The following is a 17,995-nucleotide window of genomic DNA, read 5'->3' as shown; positions in this document are numbered from 1 at the left end:
TATTTTTGCCAGCATTAAAATTAGATATAACCATGCACTTCTTTTCTTCGGATTTTAAACTGGGTATTTTAGGCGGTGGCCAATTGGGTAAAATGATGCTTTATGAGACACGTAAATGGGACATAACAACTAAAGTTATGGACGATTCTAAGGAAGCACCGTGCGCTATAGCCAGTAATGAATTTGTACTTGGCGACCTTTTAGATTATGATGCCGTGATGGAATTTGGAAAGGATGTAGACGTGCTCACCATAGAAATAGAAAATGTTAATGTTGATGCCTTAGAGACGCTAGAAGAACAGGGTAAAACTATTTATCCACAACCTAAAGTTTTGCGCGCCATACAGAACAAGGCTACCCAAAAGTTATTTTATAGGGATAGCGACATACCCACATCTGATTTTACTAGATATGCCTATACTTCTGAAATTAAAGAAAGTGTGCAAAATGGCGGTTTGGAGTTGCCTTTTGTTTGGAAAAGTGCGCAATTTGGTTATGACGGACAAGGGGTTAAAATTGTTCGTGAATTAGCTGATTTAGAAGGTTTACCAAACGTGGAGTGCATTGCAGAAGAGATGGTAAACTTCAAAAATGAATTGGCTGTAATTGTGGCTCGCAATAGTAAGGGCGAAACCAAGACTTACCCTGTGGTAGAAATGGAGTTTCATCCAGAGGCCAACCAAGTAGAATATGTAATTTGTCCAGCACGTATTCCAGAAGAAATAGCCCAAAAAGCGCAGGCCGTTGCAAAAAAAGTGAGCGAAGGTTTTGGACAGGTAGGTTTGTTGGCCGTTGAACTTTTTCAGACACAAGACGATGATATTTTAGTGAATGAAGTAGCTCCAAGACCCCATAATAGTGGGCATTATAGCATAGAGGGCAGCTTTACCAATCAGTTTGAGCAACACATACGCTGCATTCTTGGTTTGCCTTTAGGAAAAACCGAAAGTAAAGTAGCGGGTGTTATGGTAAACCTTGTGGGGGCGGAAGGCCATACAGGAGAAGTAGTTTACGAAAACATAGAAGAGGTTTTGGCCATGGACGGGGTTACCCCCCATATTTACGGTAAAAAAATGACGCGCCCTTTTAGGAAAATGGGACATGTAACCATAGTAGATGCCGATATGGCAAAGGCCAGGCAGGTAGCACAAGAAGTAAAAGAAAAAATAAAAGTAATAAGCAAATGAGCAAAGTAGCCATAGTTATGGGTAGCACTAGCGACCTACCCGTTATGCAAGATGCTATAGATATTTTAAAAGGTTTTGATATCGAGGTAGATGTAGATATTGTGTCTGCCCACAGAACCCCAGAAAAACTATTTGATTTTAGTACCAATGCACACAAAAACGGATATGCGGTAATCATTGCTGGCGCAGGCGGTGCGGCACACCTCCCGGGTATGGTTGCCTCCATGTCTCCCCTACCCGTTATTGGCGTACCAGTAAAAAGTTCTAACTCCATAGACGGTTGGGACAGTGTTTTATCTATTTTACAAATGCCTGGGGGTGTACCTGTAGCTACGGTTGCCCTAAACGGTGCAAAAAATGCCGGTATTTTGGCGGCACAGATAATTGGCGCAAGTGACCAGTGTGTGCTTGATAAAATTTTAGTGTATAAAGAAGGACTAAAGGAAAAGGTAATCAAAGGCGCAGAAGAGGTTAGAAATAAGTATTAGTTATTGGTTGATGGTTGATGGTTGATGGTTGATGGTTGATGGTAAGAAACTGAAGAAATTAAAATTTGAAAAAGAAAACTATGAAAAATCCTTTGTTAGAACCGTTTGATATGGCTCCGTTTTCCCAGATAAAAAACGAGCATTTTAAACCTGCAATAGAAGAAAGTATCTCTTTGGCAAAAGCAGAAATTGAGGCAATTGCCAACAATAAAGAAGCCCCAACCTTTGAGAATACCATTGCGGCGTTGGACTATGCGGGCTATCAATTAGATCGGGTTACCAGTGTTTTCTTCAACTTAAACTCAGCAGAAACCAATGAGCACATTCAAAAAATAGCTCAAGAAGTTTCTCCGTTATTATCTGCTTTTCAGAACGATATTACCTTAAACGAAGGCTTATTTAAAAGGGTTAAAACGGTTTATGAACAAAAAGACAGTTTAGACCTTAATGGCGAGCAACAACAATTACTAGACAAGCGCTACAAAGCTTTTAGCAGAAACGGCGCCAACTTACCAGAAGACAAAAAAGAGCGGTTGCGAGAAATAGATGCGGAACTGGCAAAATTAAAACTCACCTTTGGTGAAAATGTGTTGGCAGAAACCAACAAATTTAAAATGCATCTAACGGATGAGTCTGATATAGCTGGCTTGCCAGAAGGCGCCAAAGAGGCAGCCGCGCAATTGGCAAAAACAAAAGAATTAGATGGTTGGTTAATTACCCTAGATTACCCAAGTTACATTCCTTTTATGAAATATGCAGAAAACAGGGAATTGCGCAAAAAACTTTCTTTGGCCTTTGGCAGCAAAGGGTTTCATGGGGATGAACTAGACAACCAGGATAATGTTTTAAAGATAGCCAAACTACGTTTTGAGCGTGCCCAATTGTTAGGCTATGCTACCCACGCACACTATGTGCTGGAAGAGCGTATGGCGGAAACCCCAAAAAAAGTAAATAATTTTCTACAAGAACTATTGAGCAAAGCTAAACCTGCTGCCGAAGCTGAGTTTAAGCAATTACAAGATTTTGCCAAAGAAGTAGATGGTATAGACCTGCTACAAAAGTGGGACAGTGCTTTTTATAGTGAAAAGCTTAAGCAGAAGCTTTTTGATTTGGATGATGAAACGCTTAAACCTTATTTTAAGTTAGAAAATGTTATTGATGGTGTCTTTAAGGTTGCCGAAAAACTATTTGGACTTACGTTTAAGGAAGTAACCAACATAGATAAGTACCATGAAGATGTAAAAACCTTTGAAGTTTACGATGCTAATGATGATTTCTTATCACTTTTTTATGCCGATTTTCATCCTAGACCAGGCAAACGTGGTGGCGCTTGGATGACCTCTTTTAAATCCCAATTTAGAAAGGACGACAAAAATGTGCGACCACATGTAAGTAATGTTTGTAATTTTACTCCCTCTACAGCTAGCAAACCGTCCTTATTAACGTTTAATGAGGTTACTACCTTATTCCATGAATTTGGCCATGGTTTACACGGTATGCTGGCAGACACCACCTACCCTAGCCTTTCTGGAACATCTGTATATTGGGATTTTGTGGAGTTGCCAAGTCAGGTTTTTGAAAATTGGTGTTATGAGAAGGAAGCGCTAGAATTGTTTGCCCATCATTATGAAACAGGGGAATTGATTCCTATGGAACTGGTGCAAAAAATAAAAGAATCTGCCACCTTTCAAGAGGGGATGCAAACCGTACGCCAATTAAGCTTTGGTTTATTGGACATGGCTTGGCACGGTCAAGACCCAACCCAGATTACCAATGTTAAAAGTTTTGAAAGCAAAGCTTTTGCAGGCACTCAGTTATATCCTGAAACGGCAGAAACCTGTATGAGTACTTCTTTCTCCCATATATTTCAAGGGGGGTATGCTTCTGGGTATTACAGCTACAAATGGGCAGAAGTTTTAGATGCGGATGCTTTTGCATATTTTAAACAAAACGGGATATTCAATAAGGAGATAGCCACAAAATTTAAAGATTACGTACTTTCTAAAGGAGGGACAGCAAACCCTTTGGATTTGTATAAGAAATTTAGAGGTGCCGAACCTAAAATTGAAGCACTTTTAGAACGAGCAGGATTACTAAACAAATCGGCTTAAGGATAACGCAAACTCCCTTACTTTAATTCTTGCGGAGTTTGTATTGCCACTTTTCACGGAATATTTCCTGTCAATATACCATAGGTTTTTTACATCTAGTAGTAATTTTCTTATTAATCTATAAATATTAACTTACATTTATAGTAGATGTATATCATAAACAATAAGATAATTAATACGTTAAGTTGTCGTTACTAACTACATGTTTAGTCTTCCTAAAATACATACGGATAAATTTAAGCAAGCAGGTAAAATTGCCAAGGTTGGAATATTTGAATATGAAATTGCCACACAGGAGCTATTCTGGAGTGATGGAATCCGGGTGATGACGGAGACAGAAATGAATGTTACCCCTAACCTACCACAGGTATTCTCTTTATTACAAGGTACCCGTAATAAGTATTTACTACGTAATGCTTTTACTAAGGCCATCAGTAAAGGTATAATGATGAACGTAGATTTAGAGATACGCACGCCGAAAGGCAATCAAAAATTTGTATGGTGTATAGGTGAAGTAGAATTAAAAAATGGAGTCCCCACCAAAATATATGGTATAGCTCAAGATATTACCACGCGTAAACTCCTTGAAAAAGACTTAAAAACCCAAAACCAACAATTACAATTTGCCGAAAAAACGGTTGCAATTGGGTATTGGAAATGGACTTTGGAGACCGATGAAGTTATTTGGTCTAAGAATTTATACACTATTTTTGACGTAGCCCCTGGTACTCCACTTAAGTTCAATGATGCCGTTGCAAAAGTGCATCCCGATGATGTAACCCATGTAGAACAATGTACACATCAAATTGTAACAACAGGGCAATTTAATAAGTTTAACTATCGTATCGTACTAGATGATGGCACGGTAAAACATATAGAATTGCAGGGCCATACTACAGTAGATAAAAATAACAAGATAACCCAACTAGTAGGCACGGCTCAAGACATTTCCTCACAAATAGCCAAAGAAACCGAATTATTCCAAAAAAACTATCAGCTGAATAAAGCAGAAAAAATGGCCCGTATTGGGCATTGGACTTGGAATTTAGATGAAGACATTGCCCTATGGTCAGACAATCTGTACGACATATATGGTGTAGAGAGGGACACCACTATCAGCTTAGATAAATTTACAAGTTTTATAGCAGAAGAAGATAAAGCAAGAGTTAATCAGGTTATAGAGACCGCTATTAAAACCAAAGTTTTTAAAGATATTGTTTATACTATAAACCTTGAGAGTGGCGAAACCAAAATCATAAAAACAGTAGGTGAAGTAAAAGTTATTGCTAATAACCGTGTAGTAGAAATGATTGGCACATGCCAAGACATTACGGAGCAGGTTAGTAAGGAAAAATTACTCATACAAAAAAACCATCAGCTTAATCTAGCAGAAGAGATGGCCATTGTGGGGCATTGGTCATGGTTTCCATCTATCAATAGGGTCACATGGTCTAACAATTTGTATAAAATTTACGAGCACGAACTTGGCACTCCCATCAGTTATGACACCTATATTGGCTACGTTCACCCTCAAGATAAAAAGGCCGTATCTGATAAAATAAGAAAAGCTTTTGACACTGGAATTTTTGAAAAGCAGGTCTATCGTATACAGCTTAAAAGTGGCACTATTAAGACAATCAGATCCGTCGGAAAAGTAATTTTTGATGAAGATGGTAACGTTACAGAGATGTTAGGCACTTGCCAAGATATATCAGAACAAGTAGTGCAAGAACAAGAATTAGTAAGAAAAAACAACTATCTAACCTTTGCGGAACGCCTCACTAAAATTGGTTACTATCAATGGGATACAGTAACGCATGATATTTTATGGTCAGATAATCTTTATACTATATTTGAGCACGAAAAAGGCGCTCCCATTACGTTTGAAACATATTATAATTACATTCACGAGGACGACCGAGATTATGTACAAAAACAGGTAGAGCTAGGTTATGGAGGCAAAAAACACCATGACGTATTACACAGAATACAATTACAAAATGGAGCTGTAAAAAATATCCGTTTAATAGCGGTTGGCACTTATAACAGTAACAATGAGTTGGTAGAAGTGAATGGCACCTTACAAGATGTTACTGAGCAAGTACAAAGAGAACAAGAACTAATCTTAAAAAACGAATTACTAAACAGAGCAGAACAAGCCAGCAGTGTAGGCTATTGGCGTATGCAGGCAGAAAAAGGTGGTGCTGTTGACTTATCTGACAACTATTACCGAATTCTTGGTTTTGAGTTAGGCACTCCTATGGAGTTCGATACTCTATTAACAGTTGTATTGCCAGAGGACCGACATATTTTAATAGAGGCTAAAAGAGCCATTTTTAAGGACAAGCTCTTTCCCAAACATGTTTATCGTATAAAAACTCCAGATGGCATAATTAAAACTATTGAAAGTGAAGGCTCCTTAATTTTGAATGAGGAAGGGCGCATTGACGATATTATTGGAACCATAAAAGACGTTACTTTAGAATTAGAAGCCGAACTAAAATTTAAAGATTTACTAGCTTCTACCCCTGACGCTTTGCTCATTGCTAATGAGGCGGGAGAAATACAATTGGTAAATAAACAGGCAGAATTATTTTTTGGCTACTCAGAAAAGGAACTAAAAGAAATTATTGTTGTAGACCTTGTGGCTAAAGGATACAAGCGCAAAAGTGTAGCCTATTACGAAGAGTTTTTTAGAAATCCGCAAAACATAACCCTAACTGATTTTGACGACTTACATCTTATAAATCGTAGAGGTGACCGTATTCCTGCCACTGTAACCTTAGGTCCGTTTAAAACAAACAATGAGGTTTTAGCTATTATCACCTTAAAAGATATCACCTTGCAAAAGCAACAAGAAGCCGAACTACTTACCGCGAATACGGAATTAAAAGCAAGTTCAGAAAAATTAAAAGAACAAAACAGACAGCTAGAGGATTTTACACATATTACCTCTCATAACTTACGCTCTCCTGTAAACAATCTTAATACCTTAATTAAATTCTATAATGAAACGGATGAGCAAGAAGAAAAAGACGTTTTGTTTGATAAAGTTACCATTGTTGCCAATCACCTAAACGACACCTTAAACACCTTAATTGAGTGTCTAATGATTAAAAGTGACACCAATATTGAAAGGCAGCAATTAGATTTAAATGCTGTTTTACAAAAAACCAAGGAACTACTCGCAGCAGAAATAAAGAAAACTGGAGCAGTGATACAGGCAGATTTTAAAGCCATATCTACTGTAGTTTACAACGATATTTACTTAGAAAGTATCTTTTTAAATCTTATTGGCAACGCTATAAAATACCGTTCTCCTGAGCGTAGTCCTATAATTAATGTAAGTACCAAATGGGAGCAAAACAGCGCATTTCTATATTTTAATGACAATGGACTAGGTATAGATTTGCAAAAACATGGTCATAAAGTTTTTGGCTTACACAAGGTTTTTCATAAAAATCCAGAAGCTAGAGGCATTGGCCTGTATATGACAAAAGCTCAAATAGAAGCCATGGGTGGCTCTATTGCAATTAAAAGTGAAGTGAACCAAGGAACCACATTTAAAATCGATTTAAATCTATCTCTTGATGTCTAAAAAACCAAGTGCTTGCATTATAGATGACGACGACATCTATCAATTTACCATGAAAGCTATTCTTAAAAAAAGAAACGCTTTTGAACATATCTATATTTTTGACAACGGTGATGAGGCTATGAGCTATTTTTTGGACCATTGTGACGCAACAGATAAATTACCAGATGTAATCTTCTTAGATATTGACATGCCTGTGTTAGATGGTTTTCAATTTATGGAACAATATAATCTGTTAAAACCAAGAGTAAAAAAAGACATCATTATTTATATGACTTCTTCTTCTTTAGACCCTAAAGACTATGAAAAAGCTACTAAATTACAAGACATAGTAGAATACATTGTAAAACCAATAGAAGACAGTAAGCTTACACAAATAATAGAAAAATTGCATAACGTTTAGTATAAACTAGATTCATTGATATAGTCTACTCCTAAATTTAAGCTGTTAGAAAATGTACCTACAGCTCCGAACAGCATTTTTTCTTTAGATTGGAACTGTAACGCATGGTCTGCATCATAAATTTCTATCGTTAGAAAGTCGTCTTCTATTGCCAAAATGTAATAGCTAAAGCTTTTTTGACCACTATATGTATTATTTAGGTACAAGCTACCTTGCACCAACTTATTGTCTTTAATGGTTGCTTTAACCAACGGATTACCTTCTTTGGCATACCGAGTAACAACTCCTGTCAACACTCCGTCTTTTAAAGTATAATCAAGTTTTTTCGCCATAGAATTTGGGTAAAACCGGGTACAATGAGCCGTTCCCCCTACAGCATAGTCCTTTACCAATCTCCCTTCTTTATCCGTAGAATCTTCTTTGGTTAACATACCGTCTTTAAACGTTTGTATAACCAAAGAACGACCATAAGACAATGGTTTTTCTCTAACACCATGGTATGGCTTACCCATTTTATACTCCATCTTACCAATTACGGCGCCCTTATCATCATAATAAATAGATAAACCATCTAACTCATCGTCTTTATAATGCAATTCACTTTGCAACTGACCATAATTAGAATAGGTTTTAAACACACCCTCTCGTTTGTCGTTAACGTATGTACCCGCTGTCAAAACATTTAAATTGTAACTCAATTTTTGATAGACACCGTGGCGTTGACCATCTTTTAACTCCCATTTTTCTTTTGTACTTGGCAAATAAGCTGTGCCGTTCCAAACCTTCCCGTTCTTAAACGTAGCTTCTGCTATTAATTCGCCCTCTTTGGTATAAAATACAGCACAGCATTCAATATCTACTTTTTGAATTAGCACAGGGTTTATTTCTCCATAACTGCTAGCACTGCCGTAATCGTACTTTTCTAGGTACACTTCTTTGCCATTTTTGTATTTGGCTATTTCCTTTACCTTATCTGATTCACTAAAAAATTTATATAGCGTTCCATCCTTTTTTACATAATCGTATGCACCCAAAACTGTAGCATCTAAAGCGTAGAAAGTCCCAGATTCTTCCTTATAATTTTTGAAGTAGATATCACTTTGTTTATTACCGTTGCTATAAAAAAACTGCTCTCTAACCTTACTCCCGCCAGTTTTATCAAAATCCGTAATCTTTTTAAACCTCTTGGTTTCCTTCTCTCCTATTTGGCGTTTTACCCATGTAATCCGTTGTTGTAAAACGCCATTTTTGTAGTTTGCTATTTCTTGTACGGAATGGTCTTGGTAATCCAATCTATAGCGTTGACCGTTTAAAGGTTTGCCATATGTACCTTCCCCTTCTAATTCTAAAATACCTAGTTGCTCCCCTTGATAATCAAAATACATTTCTTTCCCAGGTATAGTTTTCACCTTTATCTTATTTGTTCCGAGAAAATATTCTTTTCTTTCTATTAGTTTACCTTCTTTATAAATAGTCCTAAAATTTCCGCTAATTTCTGTGCCAGTTACAGGCGCATAATTTTCATACGTAATAGATGCATCTTCCGTACCATCTTCTAGATAACTGGTTTGTGATTTTTTAATACCATTATCAAAAATGTTAACAACCTTTAATTGCCCGTTAGCATAATATTCTTTGTGGACCACTTGTTTACCCTTGTTATATGTAATTGCTGTTTTTACATCTTCTTCTGTAAACCCGTCTTTACTATAATTATTCCCATACTTAAATAGCGTACCACTATCTACTTTTCTACCATATTGGTCAAAGGTGTAAACGACAGCCCCTAGTTCTTTTCCATCCTTAGTATAAAATGTTTCTTTAAGTTGTGGTTCTTGAGTCAGTGCTATCTTTACATTTCCGTTGTCGTAATACAAGGTTTGCCCTAAATAGATTCCTTTTTTATAGTAATTGATAGCATGTACACGCATGGGGTTATAATTATAAAAAACTTCTATACCATCTATTCCAAAGTTGTCTAGCTTTACTTTTTTACCTAAATATTTTCCGTCTTTACCATAGTAAACTGCAGCTATTTCATATTCCTTTTGAGTACCAATACGTACCCTACGTATACCTTTAATATCATCTTCATACTCTATTTCCTTAATGGTATCACCTTTAACTTCTATGTAGTTGCCTCCAAAGCCTACTGTAATGGTATTTCTTTTACCTGCAATCTGTTTGTTATTTTTATATGTAGCTATCAGCTTTTCTCCACCTAAATAACTAATGTATGGTCCTTCTAATCTTCCATTTACATACGCCGCTTGTTGCAACACTGCACCATTTTCTTTATACCATGTTACTGTACCTTGCCATATTTCTTTGGTAGGCGATGTGGAAGTTGCTTCCATCTGTTTTTGTCCGCTCATATAAAAGTCTCTGTAGCGGTATAAATCTCCTTCTTTAATTACTGGCAATCGGTAATAACTTGCTATACTTTTACTGGCAACTGGTTTCCATTTTGCATCAAAATAAACAGTATCTTTCTGATTATTAGATTGGCTGTTTGCAAAACTTACCATACAGAAAATAAAAAAGACGGACAACTGGTTAAACTTCATTTTTGTTCTCAAATTTTGATTCAAGCCAAAGATAAAAAACCGTGAAATCGATTACCTCCCCGTTTTCAGGGTTTCTCTAGCAAAACCATACTAAACCCTACATAAACGACGTTAGCATAAGAGACTTCATAAAACGTGAGTAGGAAATTTATTGTTAAATTTTATTAAAGAGGAGATTAATTTATTTAATTTGCAAGGCATCTCCGCTTTACAAGCTGAGTATCAAAACATAAACACCCAAAAAGACTAGTCATACGCTAATAAACACCTTGACCTTAAATAAAGAACAATGGTAATGGACAGCTATTCCGAATTCACCGGAAACATTATTGAAGAAACAAATCATATTGCGAGAATAGGGATTTGGTATTACGATTTGGTTGAGGAAAAACTGCATTGGAATAATATTATAAAAGACATTGCGGAAATACCGCACGACTTTGAACCTACCTTACAAACCGCTTTTGGTTTTTATAAAGAAGGAATTAACAGAGATACTATCTATGCTTCTTTTATCCATACCATTAAAACAGGTGAACCCTTTGATGTTGATTTAGAAATAGAAACGGCTAAAGGGAATCAACGTTTTGTACGCTCCATTGGACAAGCAGAACATATTAACGGTCGTTGTGTTAAAGTATATGGTATTTTCCAAGACATTACAGAAAGGACAAAGAATAAGATTCTTTTAGATAAAAAGAACAAGCAGCTCACTTTTGCAGAAGAACTGAGCATGATTGGTTATTGGAATTGGGATTTAGTGAATGACAATTTGACCATGTCTGACAACCTTTATCTCATGTACGATTTGCCATTAGGTAAACCCTTAAGTGTTGCAGATGCTTACTCTAGGGTACACAAAGAGGATTTAAATGGGGTAAACAAGCACTTGACTAAAGTTCTTAGAACCAAAAAGTTTGAAAAATACATTCATAGAGTAGTTAAACAGGATGGTACTATAAGATATTTAGAGCTTATTGGTAAGACCGTTACGGATGAGAATGGCAAAGTAATTGAACTTTTTGGTTCTTGCCAAGATATCACGGAGCAACGTATGGCAGAAATTAAATTCCGGGGATTAATGGAATCCGCTCCGGATGCTATGGTCATTACAGATGAGCGGGGGCGTATACAACTTATAAACAATCAAGCAGAATTACTTTTTGGTTATTCTTTACGAGAGCTTTTTAAAAAACCGGTGACACTACTAACTCCCACCAGTTTAAGAGATTTAGAAGTATTTTACGGTAAAGATTTTTATAAAAATCCTAAGAATATTCTATTTAAATCTAGTCATGATTTATTCATTACTAACAAAGAAGGCAAATACATCCCTGCACAGATTAGTGTTAACCCTGTAGCCACTGCAGAAGGCACTTTAATTTCTATAGCCATCAGAGATATTACCGAACAAAAACGGGCTGAATATAAAATTCTTGAAACCAACCAAAATTTAAGACATACCACTACAAAATTAAAAACTCAGAATAAACAATTAGAAGATTTTACACATATCACCTCTCATAATTTACGTTCACCTGTAAGCAATTTAAATACGCTTTTAGGTTTTTACAAAGAAGCTGAAGACGATGAGGAACGTGCTCTTATCTTTGAAAAGTTTGAAACCGTTGTAGACCATTTAACAAGCACATTAAACACTTTAATTGACTCCTTAACTGTAAAAAATAACAGAGGTGAAGTATTAGAAACCTCTATGAGCCAAACCTTTAAAAAAACCAAAGAGATGCTTGGTCCAAATTTACAGAAAACGGGCACCTCTATAACTGTAGATTTTTCACAATTAGATACTTTAAGATATAACCCCATTTACTTAGAAAGCATATTCCTAAATTTAATGAGCAACGGAATCAAGTACCGTTCACCCAATAGAGCTGCTCATATTAAAATACGTACAATATTAGAAGGTAGTAAAGCGTTTCTAGAATTCGCCGATAATGGTCTTGGGATAGATTTACAGCGTTACGGCCACAAAATATTTGGCCTAAATAAGGTATTCCATAGAAATCCAGAAGCACGCGGCGTAGGTTTGTTTATGACCAAAGCCCAGGTAGAAGCCATGGGCGGTTCCATTAGAGTAGATAGTAAAGTAGATGTAGGAACCACATTTACCATAGATTTAAATTACACCCTTGATGACAAATAATCTTAATGTTTGTATAGTAGATGATGATGCAGTGTACCAGTTTACAATGACTTCAATTTTAGAAAAACTAAAGTCTTTTGATAAAATTTTGGTTTTTTCTGACGGAGAAGAGGCTATAGAATATTTAATTTCTAACCTAGACAATAATAAACAATTACCAGATGTTATTTTCTTAGACCTAGACATGCCTATAATGGATGGTTTTCAGTTTATGGAAGAATACATAAATATTAAGCCACGAGTGGGTAAAAAAATAACCATTTACATGGTCTCATCTTCAGTAGACCAAAGAGACATTGATAAAGCCAATTCTATTAGCGAAATATCGGACTACATTATAAAACCTATTAGACCGGTTAAATTAAAAGCTATTGTAGAAGAATTACGCTCCACTGGTAAACTGTAATTGCTAGGGCAAAGTTTCAACTCCTATAGATACCATTCTAAAAGCTACCCATAAAACGACTAATACCGCTACCAACGCAACAATTCCTTTTCTGTATTTAAATACCATAGCCAAGGTTTTGCTTTCAATTTATCACAATTTGTGAAATATTTAAGAGATTAAAGAAAAAATAATAACCTTTATTTCAATTCTATTTTTTGTAGCTGCTCAAAAAACACGCTAAGAAAATTGTTTAATCCTAGGAAAATCAATAAAATAGATGAACAATGTTTTAGGGTAATGCTGTGAGAGTTTTGTGAACCTTGGGGTGCAAATTTGTAGTCTAACTAAAGAATGTACCACATTCCTTAAATTCACTACATTTGGAATTACGAAAAAAACACATGCCAGTTAACCATTTAAACCCAAATATGTGGGTGGATAATTACGCGGACTATCTTTTTAATTACGCAGTTAGTCGTGTTAATGACACCGAAATAGCCAAAGATTTGGTACAAGAAACCTTTATGGCCGGCTTAAATTCTGCCAAAAACTATAAAGGTGATGCTGCCGAACGGACTTGGTTAATTGCTATATTAAAGCGAAAGGTGATAGACCACTACCGCAAAATCAACTCTAAAAAAGGTAAAGCAGAGGTAAAAGTTAACTTTGTTGCTAACGATGAGCAAGAAGGCGATTGGTTAGAAGAAAAAGTGGCAGATCCATTTTCTTTAAGCGGTGATGATGCTATGGAAAATGAAGAATTGGGTGTAGCTATTTATAATTGCTTATCTAAATTACCTAAAAAGCAAAGCGATGTTTTTAGGATGAAAACCATTCAAGGAATGGCTACAGAAGATATTTGTAATGAATTAGGAATTAACCCGTCTAATCTTTGGGTTATGATACACAGAGCCCGAACATCCCTAATGGGTTGTTTAAATCAAAATTGGTTTTAGTACTTATGATTTCTTGCGATAAAGCTGCCGAAATTTGTAATAAAAGTCAGTATGATGAAGCTGGCTTTTGGGAAATTTTAAAATTAAAAATACATGTGTTCTATTGCAAACACTGCAAAACACATTCTAAAAAGAACACCCAACTTACAGCGCTTTGTAATAAGGCTAATTTGCACACAATGAGTGTAAGTGATAAAGAAGCACTTAAAAAGACCTTAGAAAAAGAATTATAACGCACTTTTGTACAACATCGTAAATAAGGCCATTACTATCGGTATTGCCTCTACCCATAATGCTGCATAGTTATTTTTCTGCTGTATACGTGTAAAAAAAAGTGCAAGGAATAAAAGAAAAATCCAAAGTACATCTTGCCAGTACCCTATAGTTGATATTCGCCGTTCTATTAGCGCTAAAAGTACGTAGAACAACAGCAAACCGTAACCTATTTGCTTTGTTTTAGCAATCCCAAACCGTTGTGGTAAGGTCCTTAGCTCTAAAGCATCGTATTTTAAGTCTCTAATTTCAAAAGGTATCAATAACACCAATACTAATACGAGTTGTTGTAAAAACAACCACAAAATGGTTAAATCAAATACTTTACAATCTGCCAATATAGGAATCCAAAGCGTAAAGCCTGCCCAAACCAAAGCCACCAGAAAAATTTTTAACCCCCCTAAGCTTCGTAAATTTTTTGCCCTCGGCAAAAAAGGAATGGCATATAGGGCAGAGATGACCGCCAAGATACAAAGCGGCAGGTACAACTGCGTATCCACATAAACAAACAGAACGTAAAACGCTAAAAAACCAACTATAAAACTAAATAACTGTATAGTTCTGTGGTGTGGAGTAGACACTAGAATATACTTTCTAGCTTCTACCCCGTATTTTATAAAATTATAACCAACAATCGTAGCACTCCATAAAAAGATTGCATACCAAAAATCAAAAGAAATGTTTAGCTTTTCTAGTGTTACATAGTACAAGGAAGAAACCGCCAAACCTACATGGATACTAGCATCCAAATAAAATTGTAGTAAGCGCCTAAACGTTTTCATTAAACAAAAGTAGCCAAAGCTTTTAGAAGGTTAATTCTTGGTTAACAACTTTAGATTTGCCCTGTCGCCAATTTGCCAATTATAAGTGAATTAATCAGTAATTTTGATCACTTTATTTTTTGGGTACTATGAATACAGAACTATTTGCAGCCCGCCACATTGGGGTTAGGGAACAAGACTTGAAGAAAATGCTTCAAGTAATTGGGGTACAAGATTTAGAAGAATTAATGTACCAAACCATTCCAGATGATATCCGCCTTAAAAAGGAATTGGATTTACCTACTGCCCTTAGCGAGCATCAGTTTTTGGAACACATTCAAAAACTATCAGAAAAAAACAAAGTATTAAAGACTTATATTGGGCTTGGTTACCACAATACCCTAACGCCTTCCGTAATTAAAAGAAATATTTTAGAGAATCCAGGATGGTATACCGCCTACACACCGTATCAGGCAGAAATTGCTCAAGGTAGATTAGAGGCTCTTCTTAATTTCCAGACTATGGTGTGCGATTTAACCGGAATGGAAATTGCCAATGCTTCTCTCTTAGACGAAAGTACGGCCGCGGCAGAAGCAATGACTATGCTTTTCGATTTAAGAAGCAGACAACAAAAGAAAGAAGGCATACTCAAATTTTTTGTGTCAGAAGAAATACTACCACAAACCCTAAGTTTACTGCAAACCCGTGCCATTCCTCTAGAAATAGAACTTGTAGTTGGCAACCACCAAACGTTCGATTTTAGCACAGAATTCTTTGGCGCCTTACTACAATATCCGGGTAAAAACGGAATGATTTATGACTATACAGATTTTGCCAATAAAGCTAAAGAACAAGGTATTAAAATAGCTATTGCTGCAGATATTTTAAGCCTAGTATTACTTAAAGCTCCTGGCGAATGGGGTGTAGATGTAGTAGTAGGTACCACCCAACGTTTTGGTATTCCTTTAGGTTATGGAGGTCCGCACGCTGCATTTTTTGCTACCAAAGATGCCTACAAAAGAAATATTCCTGGGCGTATTATTGGTAAAACCAAAGATACAGATGGCAACCCCGCTCTGCGTATGGCATTACAAACCAGAGAACAACATATAAAAAGAGATAAAGCAACTTCTAACATCTGTACGGCTCAGGTTCTTTTAGCTGTAATGGCAGGCATGTATGCGGTATATCATGGCCCGGAAGGGTTAAAATATATTGCAGAAGGTGTACATAGAAAAACTAAAAAATTAGCAACAGCTCTAACAGAAAAAGGATTTGGTTTAGCTAACGCAAATTTCTTTGATACCATAACCGTTACTGTTAAAGATACTGAGGCATTAAAAAATAAAGCTTTAGAACAGGGAATTAACCTAAATTATTGGGATGCTACTGCAGTAAGTATTGCCTTAAATGAAGCAACTTCTGAAACGGATATTGAAGAGCTTATTGCACTGTTTAATGACAATTTAGCAAATACGCAAAAGTCCGCTGTAATCGGTATTCCAGAAAATCTAGAAAGAGATACCCCCTATTTAGAAAACGAAGTTTTTAACAGCTACCATTCAGAAACCGATTTAATGCGTTACATTAAAAAATTGGAACGTAAAGATTTGGCGCTAAACCATTCCATGATTTCTTTGGGTAGTTGTACCATGAAATTAAACGCCGCTTCTGAAATGTTGCCGTTAAGTTGGGCTAATTGGGGTAATATACACCCTTTTGTACCATTAGACCAAGCTGCTGGCTACCAAGAAATGCTGAAGAACTTAGAGGACTATCTTACAGAAATTACTGGTTTCGCGGCAACCTCGCTACAACCAAACTCAGGAGCTCAAGGAGAATTTGCCGGTTTAATGACCATACGTGCATACCATGAAGCCAATGGGCAAGGACATAGAAATATTTGTATAATACCAGCATCTGCGCACGGTACTAATCCTGCCTCTGCAGTAATGGCTGGAATGAAGGTAGTGGTTACCAAAACAGACGAACGCGGTAATATAGATGTGGCAGATTTAGAAGAAAAAGTAAAATTGCACTCAGAAAACCTGTCTTCTTTAATGGTAACCTATCCATCTACCCACGGTGTTTTTGAGTCGTCTATTAAATACATAACCAACCTAATACATGAACATGGCGGTCAGGTTTATATGGATGGTGCAAATATGAATGCGCAAGTAGGCTTAACCAATCCAGCAACAATTGGGGCAGATGTTTGCCATTTAAACTTACATAAAACCTTTGCCATTCCACACGGAGGCGGTGGTCCTGGTGTAGGTCCTATTTGTGTAGCAGAACAATTAAAACCATTTTTACCCACAAATCCTGTGATAGCTACTGGCGGTGAAAATGCCATAACTGCTATTTCTGCAGCTCCCTGGGGTAGCGCACTGGTATGTTTAATTTCTTACGGCTACATACGTATGTTAGGAACTAAAGGTGTAACTAATGCTACCAAGTACGCTATCTTAAACGCCAATTATATTAAAGAAAAACTAACGGGTAGTTATGAGGTATTGTACACAGGAGAAAGAGGAAGAGCTGCTCATGAAATGATTATTGATTGTAGACCTTTTAAAGCGAATGGTATTGAAGTTACAGATATCGCAAAGCGATTGATGGATTACGGTTTTCATGCTCCAACGGTTTCTTTTCCTGTAGCAGGCACCATGATGATAGAACCTACTGAAAGCGAAGGTATAGCAGAACTAGACCGTTTTTGCGAGGCTATGCTTTCTATAAGAGCAGAGATTGAAGCTGCAGATGTAGATGAACCTAATAATGTCCTGAAAAATTCGCCACATACAATGGCTATGGTTACGGCAGATGTTTGGGAGTTTCCTTATAGCAGGCAACAAGCCGCATATCCTTTAGAATTTGTGGCTGATAATAAATTTTGGCCATCGGTTAGAAGAACGGATGAAGCTTTTGGAGATCGTAATTTAATTTGTACTTGTGCGCCCATAGAAGCGTATGCAGAAGCTCAATAAGCCCTTATAAAACTGGGAGTTACCTAAAACTATAGTTTATAAAACACCACTTTCTTTTTTAATGAATAGTGGTGTTTTTATTTTTTGGGCATAATACATTTTATTATGCATG

At 36.4% G+C, this 17,995-nt stretch carries 12 protein-coding genes; 10 read left to right on the top strand and 2 right to left on the bottom strand.

Annotated features, from left to right (window positions below):
• Window positions 1-32: 32 nt before the first annotated feature.
• From HCO57_RS11465 to HCO57_RS11445, 5 genes are all read left to right on the top strand, one after another.
• Window positions 33-1,187: a 5-(carboxyamino)imidazole ribonucleotide synthase gene (locus tag HCO57_RS11465; protein WP_167989378.1), complete on the top strand. Its 1,155-nt coding sequence runs from the start codon at window positions 33-35 to the stop codon at window positions 1,185-1,187.
• Window positions 1,184-1,675, top strand: a complete 492-nt coding sequence (gene purE, locus HCO57_RS11460) for a 5-(carboxyamino)imidazole ribonucleotide mutase (RefSeq protein WP_010519358.1) — start codon at window positions 1,184-1,186, stop codon at window positions 1,673-1,675. Before HCO57_RS11465 ends, purE begins: the two co-directional genes overlap by 4 nt.
• A gap of 80 nt (window positions 1,676-1,755) precedes the next feature.
• The gene (locus tag HCO57_RS11455) at window positions 1,756-3,786 is read left to right on the top strand and encodes a M3 family metallopeptidase (RefSeq protein ID WP_167989151.1); all 2,031 of its coding nucleotides are present in this window, start codon (window positions 1,756-1,758) and stop codon (window positions 3,784-3,786) included.
• A gap of 202 nt (window positions 3,787-3,988) precedes the next feature.
• Window positions 3,989-7,384 carry a PAS domain-containing protein gene (locus tag HCO57_RS11450; RefSeq protein ID WP_167989150.1) on the top strand — a complete coding sequence of 1,132 codons (3,396 nt, stop codon included), beginning with the start codon at window positions 3,989-3,991 and terminating at the stop codon, window positions 7,382-7,384.
• Window positions 7,377-7,784 carry a two-component system response regulator gene (locus HCO57_RS11445; RefSeq protein WP_167989149.1) on the top strand — a complete coding sequence of 136 codons (408 nt, stop codon included), beginning with the start codon at window positions 7,377-7,379 and terminating at the stop codon, window positions 7,782-7,784. The genes HCO57_RS11450 and HCO57_RS11445 overlap by 8 nt, the downstream gene beginning before the upstream one ends.
• Here the strand turns inward: HCO57_RS11445 and HCO57_RS11440 are convergent.
• The gene (locus tag HCO57_RS11440; RefSeq protein WP_167989148.1) at window positions 7,781-10,351 is read right to left on the bottom strand and encodes a toxin-antitoxin system YwqK family antitoxin; all 2,571 of its coding nucleotides are present in this window, start codon (window positions 10,349-10,351) and stop codon (window positions 7,781-7,783) included. The two genes, HCO57_RS11445 and HCO57_RS11440, sit on opposite strands and share 4 nt — an antisense overlap.
• A 295-nt stretch (window positions 10,352-10,646) precedes the next feature.
• Between HCO57_RS11440 and HCO57_RS11435 the strand changes: the two genes are divergently transcribed.
• From HCO57_RS11435 to HCO57_RS11420, 4 genes are all read left to right on the top strand, one after another.
• Window positions 10,647-12,515 (top strand): sensor histidine kinase, encoded by a 1,869-nt coding sequence (locus tag HCO57_RS11435; RefSeq protein ID WP_167989147.1) that lies wholly within the window; start codon window positions 10,647-10,649, stop codon window positions 12,513-12,515.
• The gene (locus HCO57_RS11430; RefSeq protein WP_136951664.1) at window positions 12,505-12,921 is read left to right on the top strand and encodes a response regulator; all 417 of its coding nucleotides are present in this window, start codon (window positions 12,505-12,507) and stop codon (window positions 12,919-12,921) included. Before HCO57_RS11435 ends, HCO57_RS11430 begins: the two co-directional genes overlap by 11 nt.
• A gap of 383 nt (window positions 12,922-13,304) precedes the next feature.
• Window positions 13,305-13,859 (top strand): sigma-70 family RNA polymerase sigma factor, encoded by a 555-nt coding sequence (locus HCO57_RS11425; RefSeq protein ID WP_167989377.1) that lies wholly within the window; start codon window positions 13,305-13,307, stop codon window positions 13,857-13,859.
• Between the two features lie 5 nt (window positions 13,860-13,864).
• A complete protein-coding gene (locus HCO57_RS11420) occupies window positions 13,865-14,092 on the top strand; it encodes a hypothetical protein (protein WP_136951665.1) in 228 nt (75 codons plus the stop codon).
• On the opposite strand, the gene HCO57_RS11415 is transcribed toward HCO57_RS11420, so the two are convergent.
• Window positions 14,087-14,914 carry a hypothetical protein gene (locus tag HCO57_RS11415; protein ID WP_167989146.1) on the bottom strand — a complete coding sequence of 276 codons (828 nt, stop codon included), beginning with the start codon at window positions 14,912-14,914 and terminating at the stop codon, window positions 14,087-14,089. The genes HCO57_RS11420 and HCO57_RS11415 overlap by 6 nt on opposite strands.
• A gap of 128 nt (window positions 14,915-15,042) precedes the next feature.
• On the opposite strand from HCO57_RS11415, the gene gcvP reads away from it, so the two are divergent.
• Window positions 15,043-17,883, top strand: coding sequence for an aminomethyl-transferring glycine dehydrogenase (gcvP, locus tag HCO57_RS11410; protein WP_167989145.1), 2,841 nt, complete (start codon window positions 15,043-15,045; stop codon window positions 17,881-17,883).
• Window positions 17,884-17,995 lie beyond the last annotated feature (112 nt).

Source organism: Croceivirga sp. JEA036 (assembly GCF_011882165.1).
Classification (GTDB): Bacteria; Bacteroidota; Bacteroidia; order Flavobacteriales; family Flavobacteriaceae; genus Croceivirga.
Note: the sequence above shows the minus strand (reverse complement) of the source record. Positions and strands in the feature narration are given on the sequence as shown.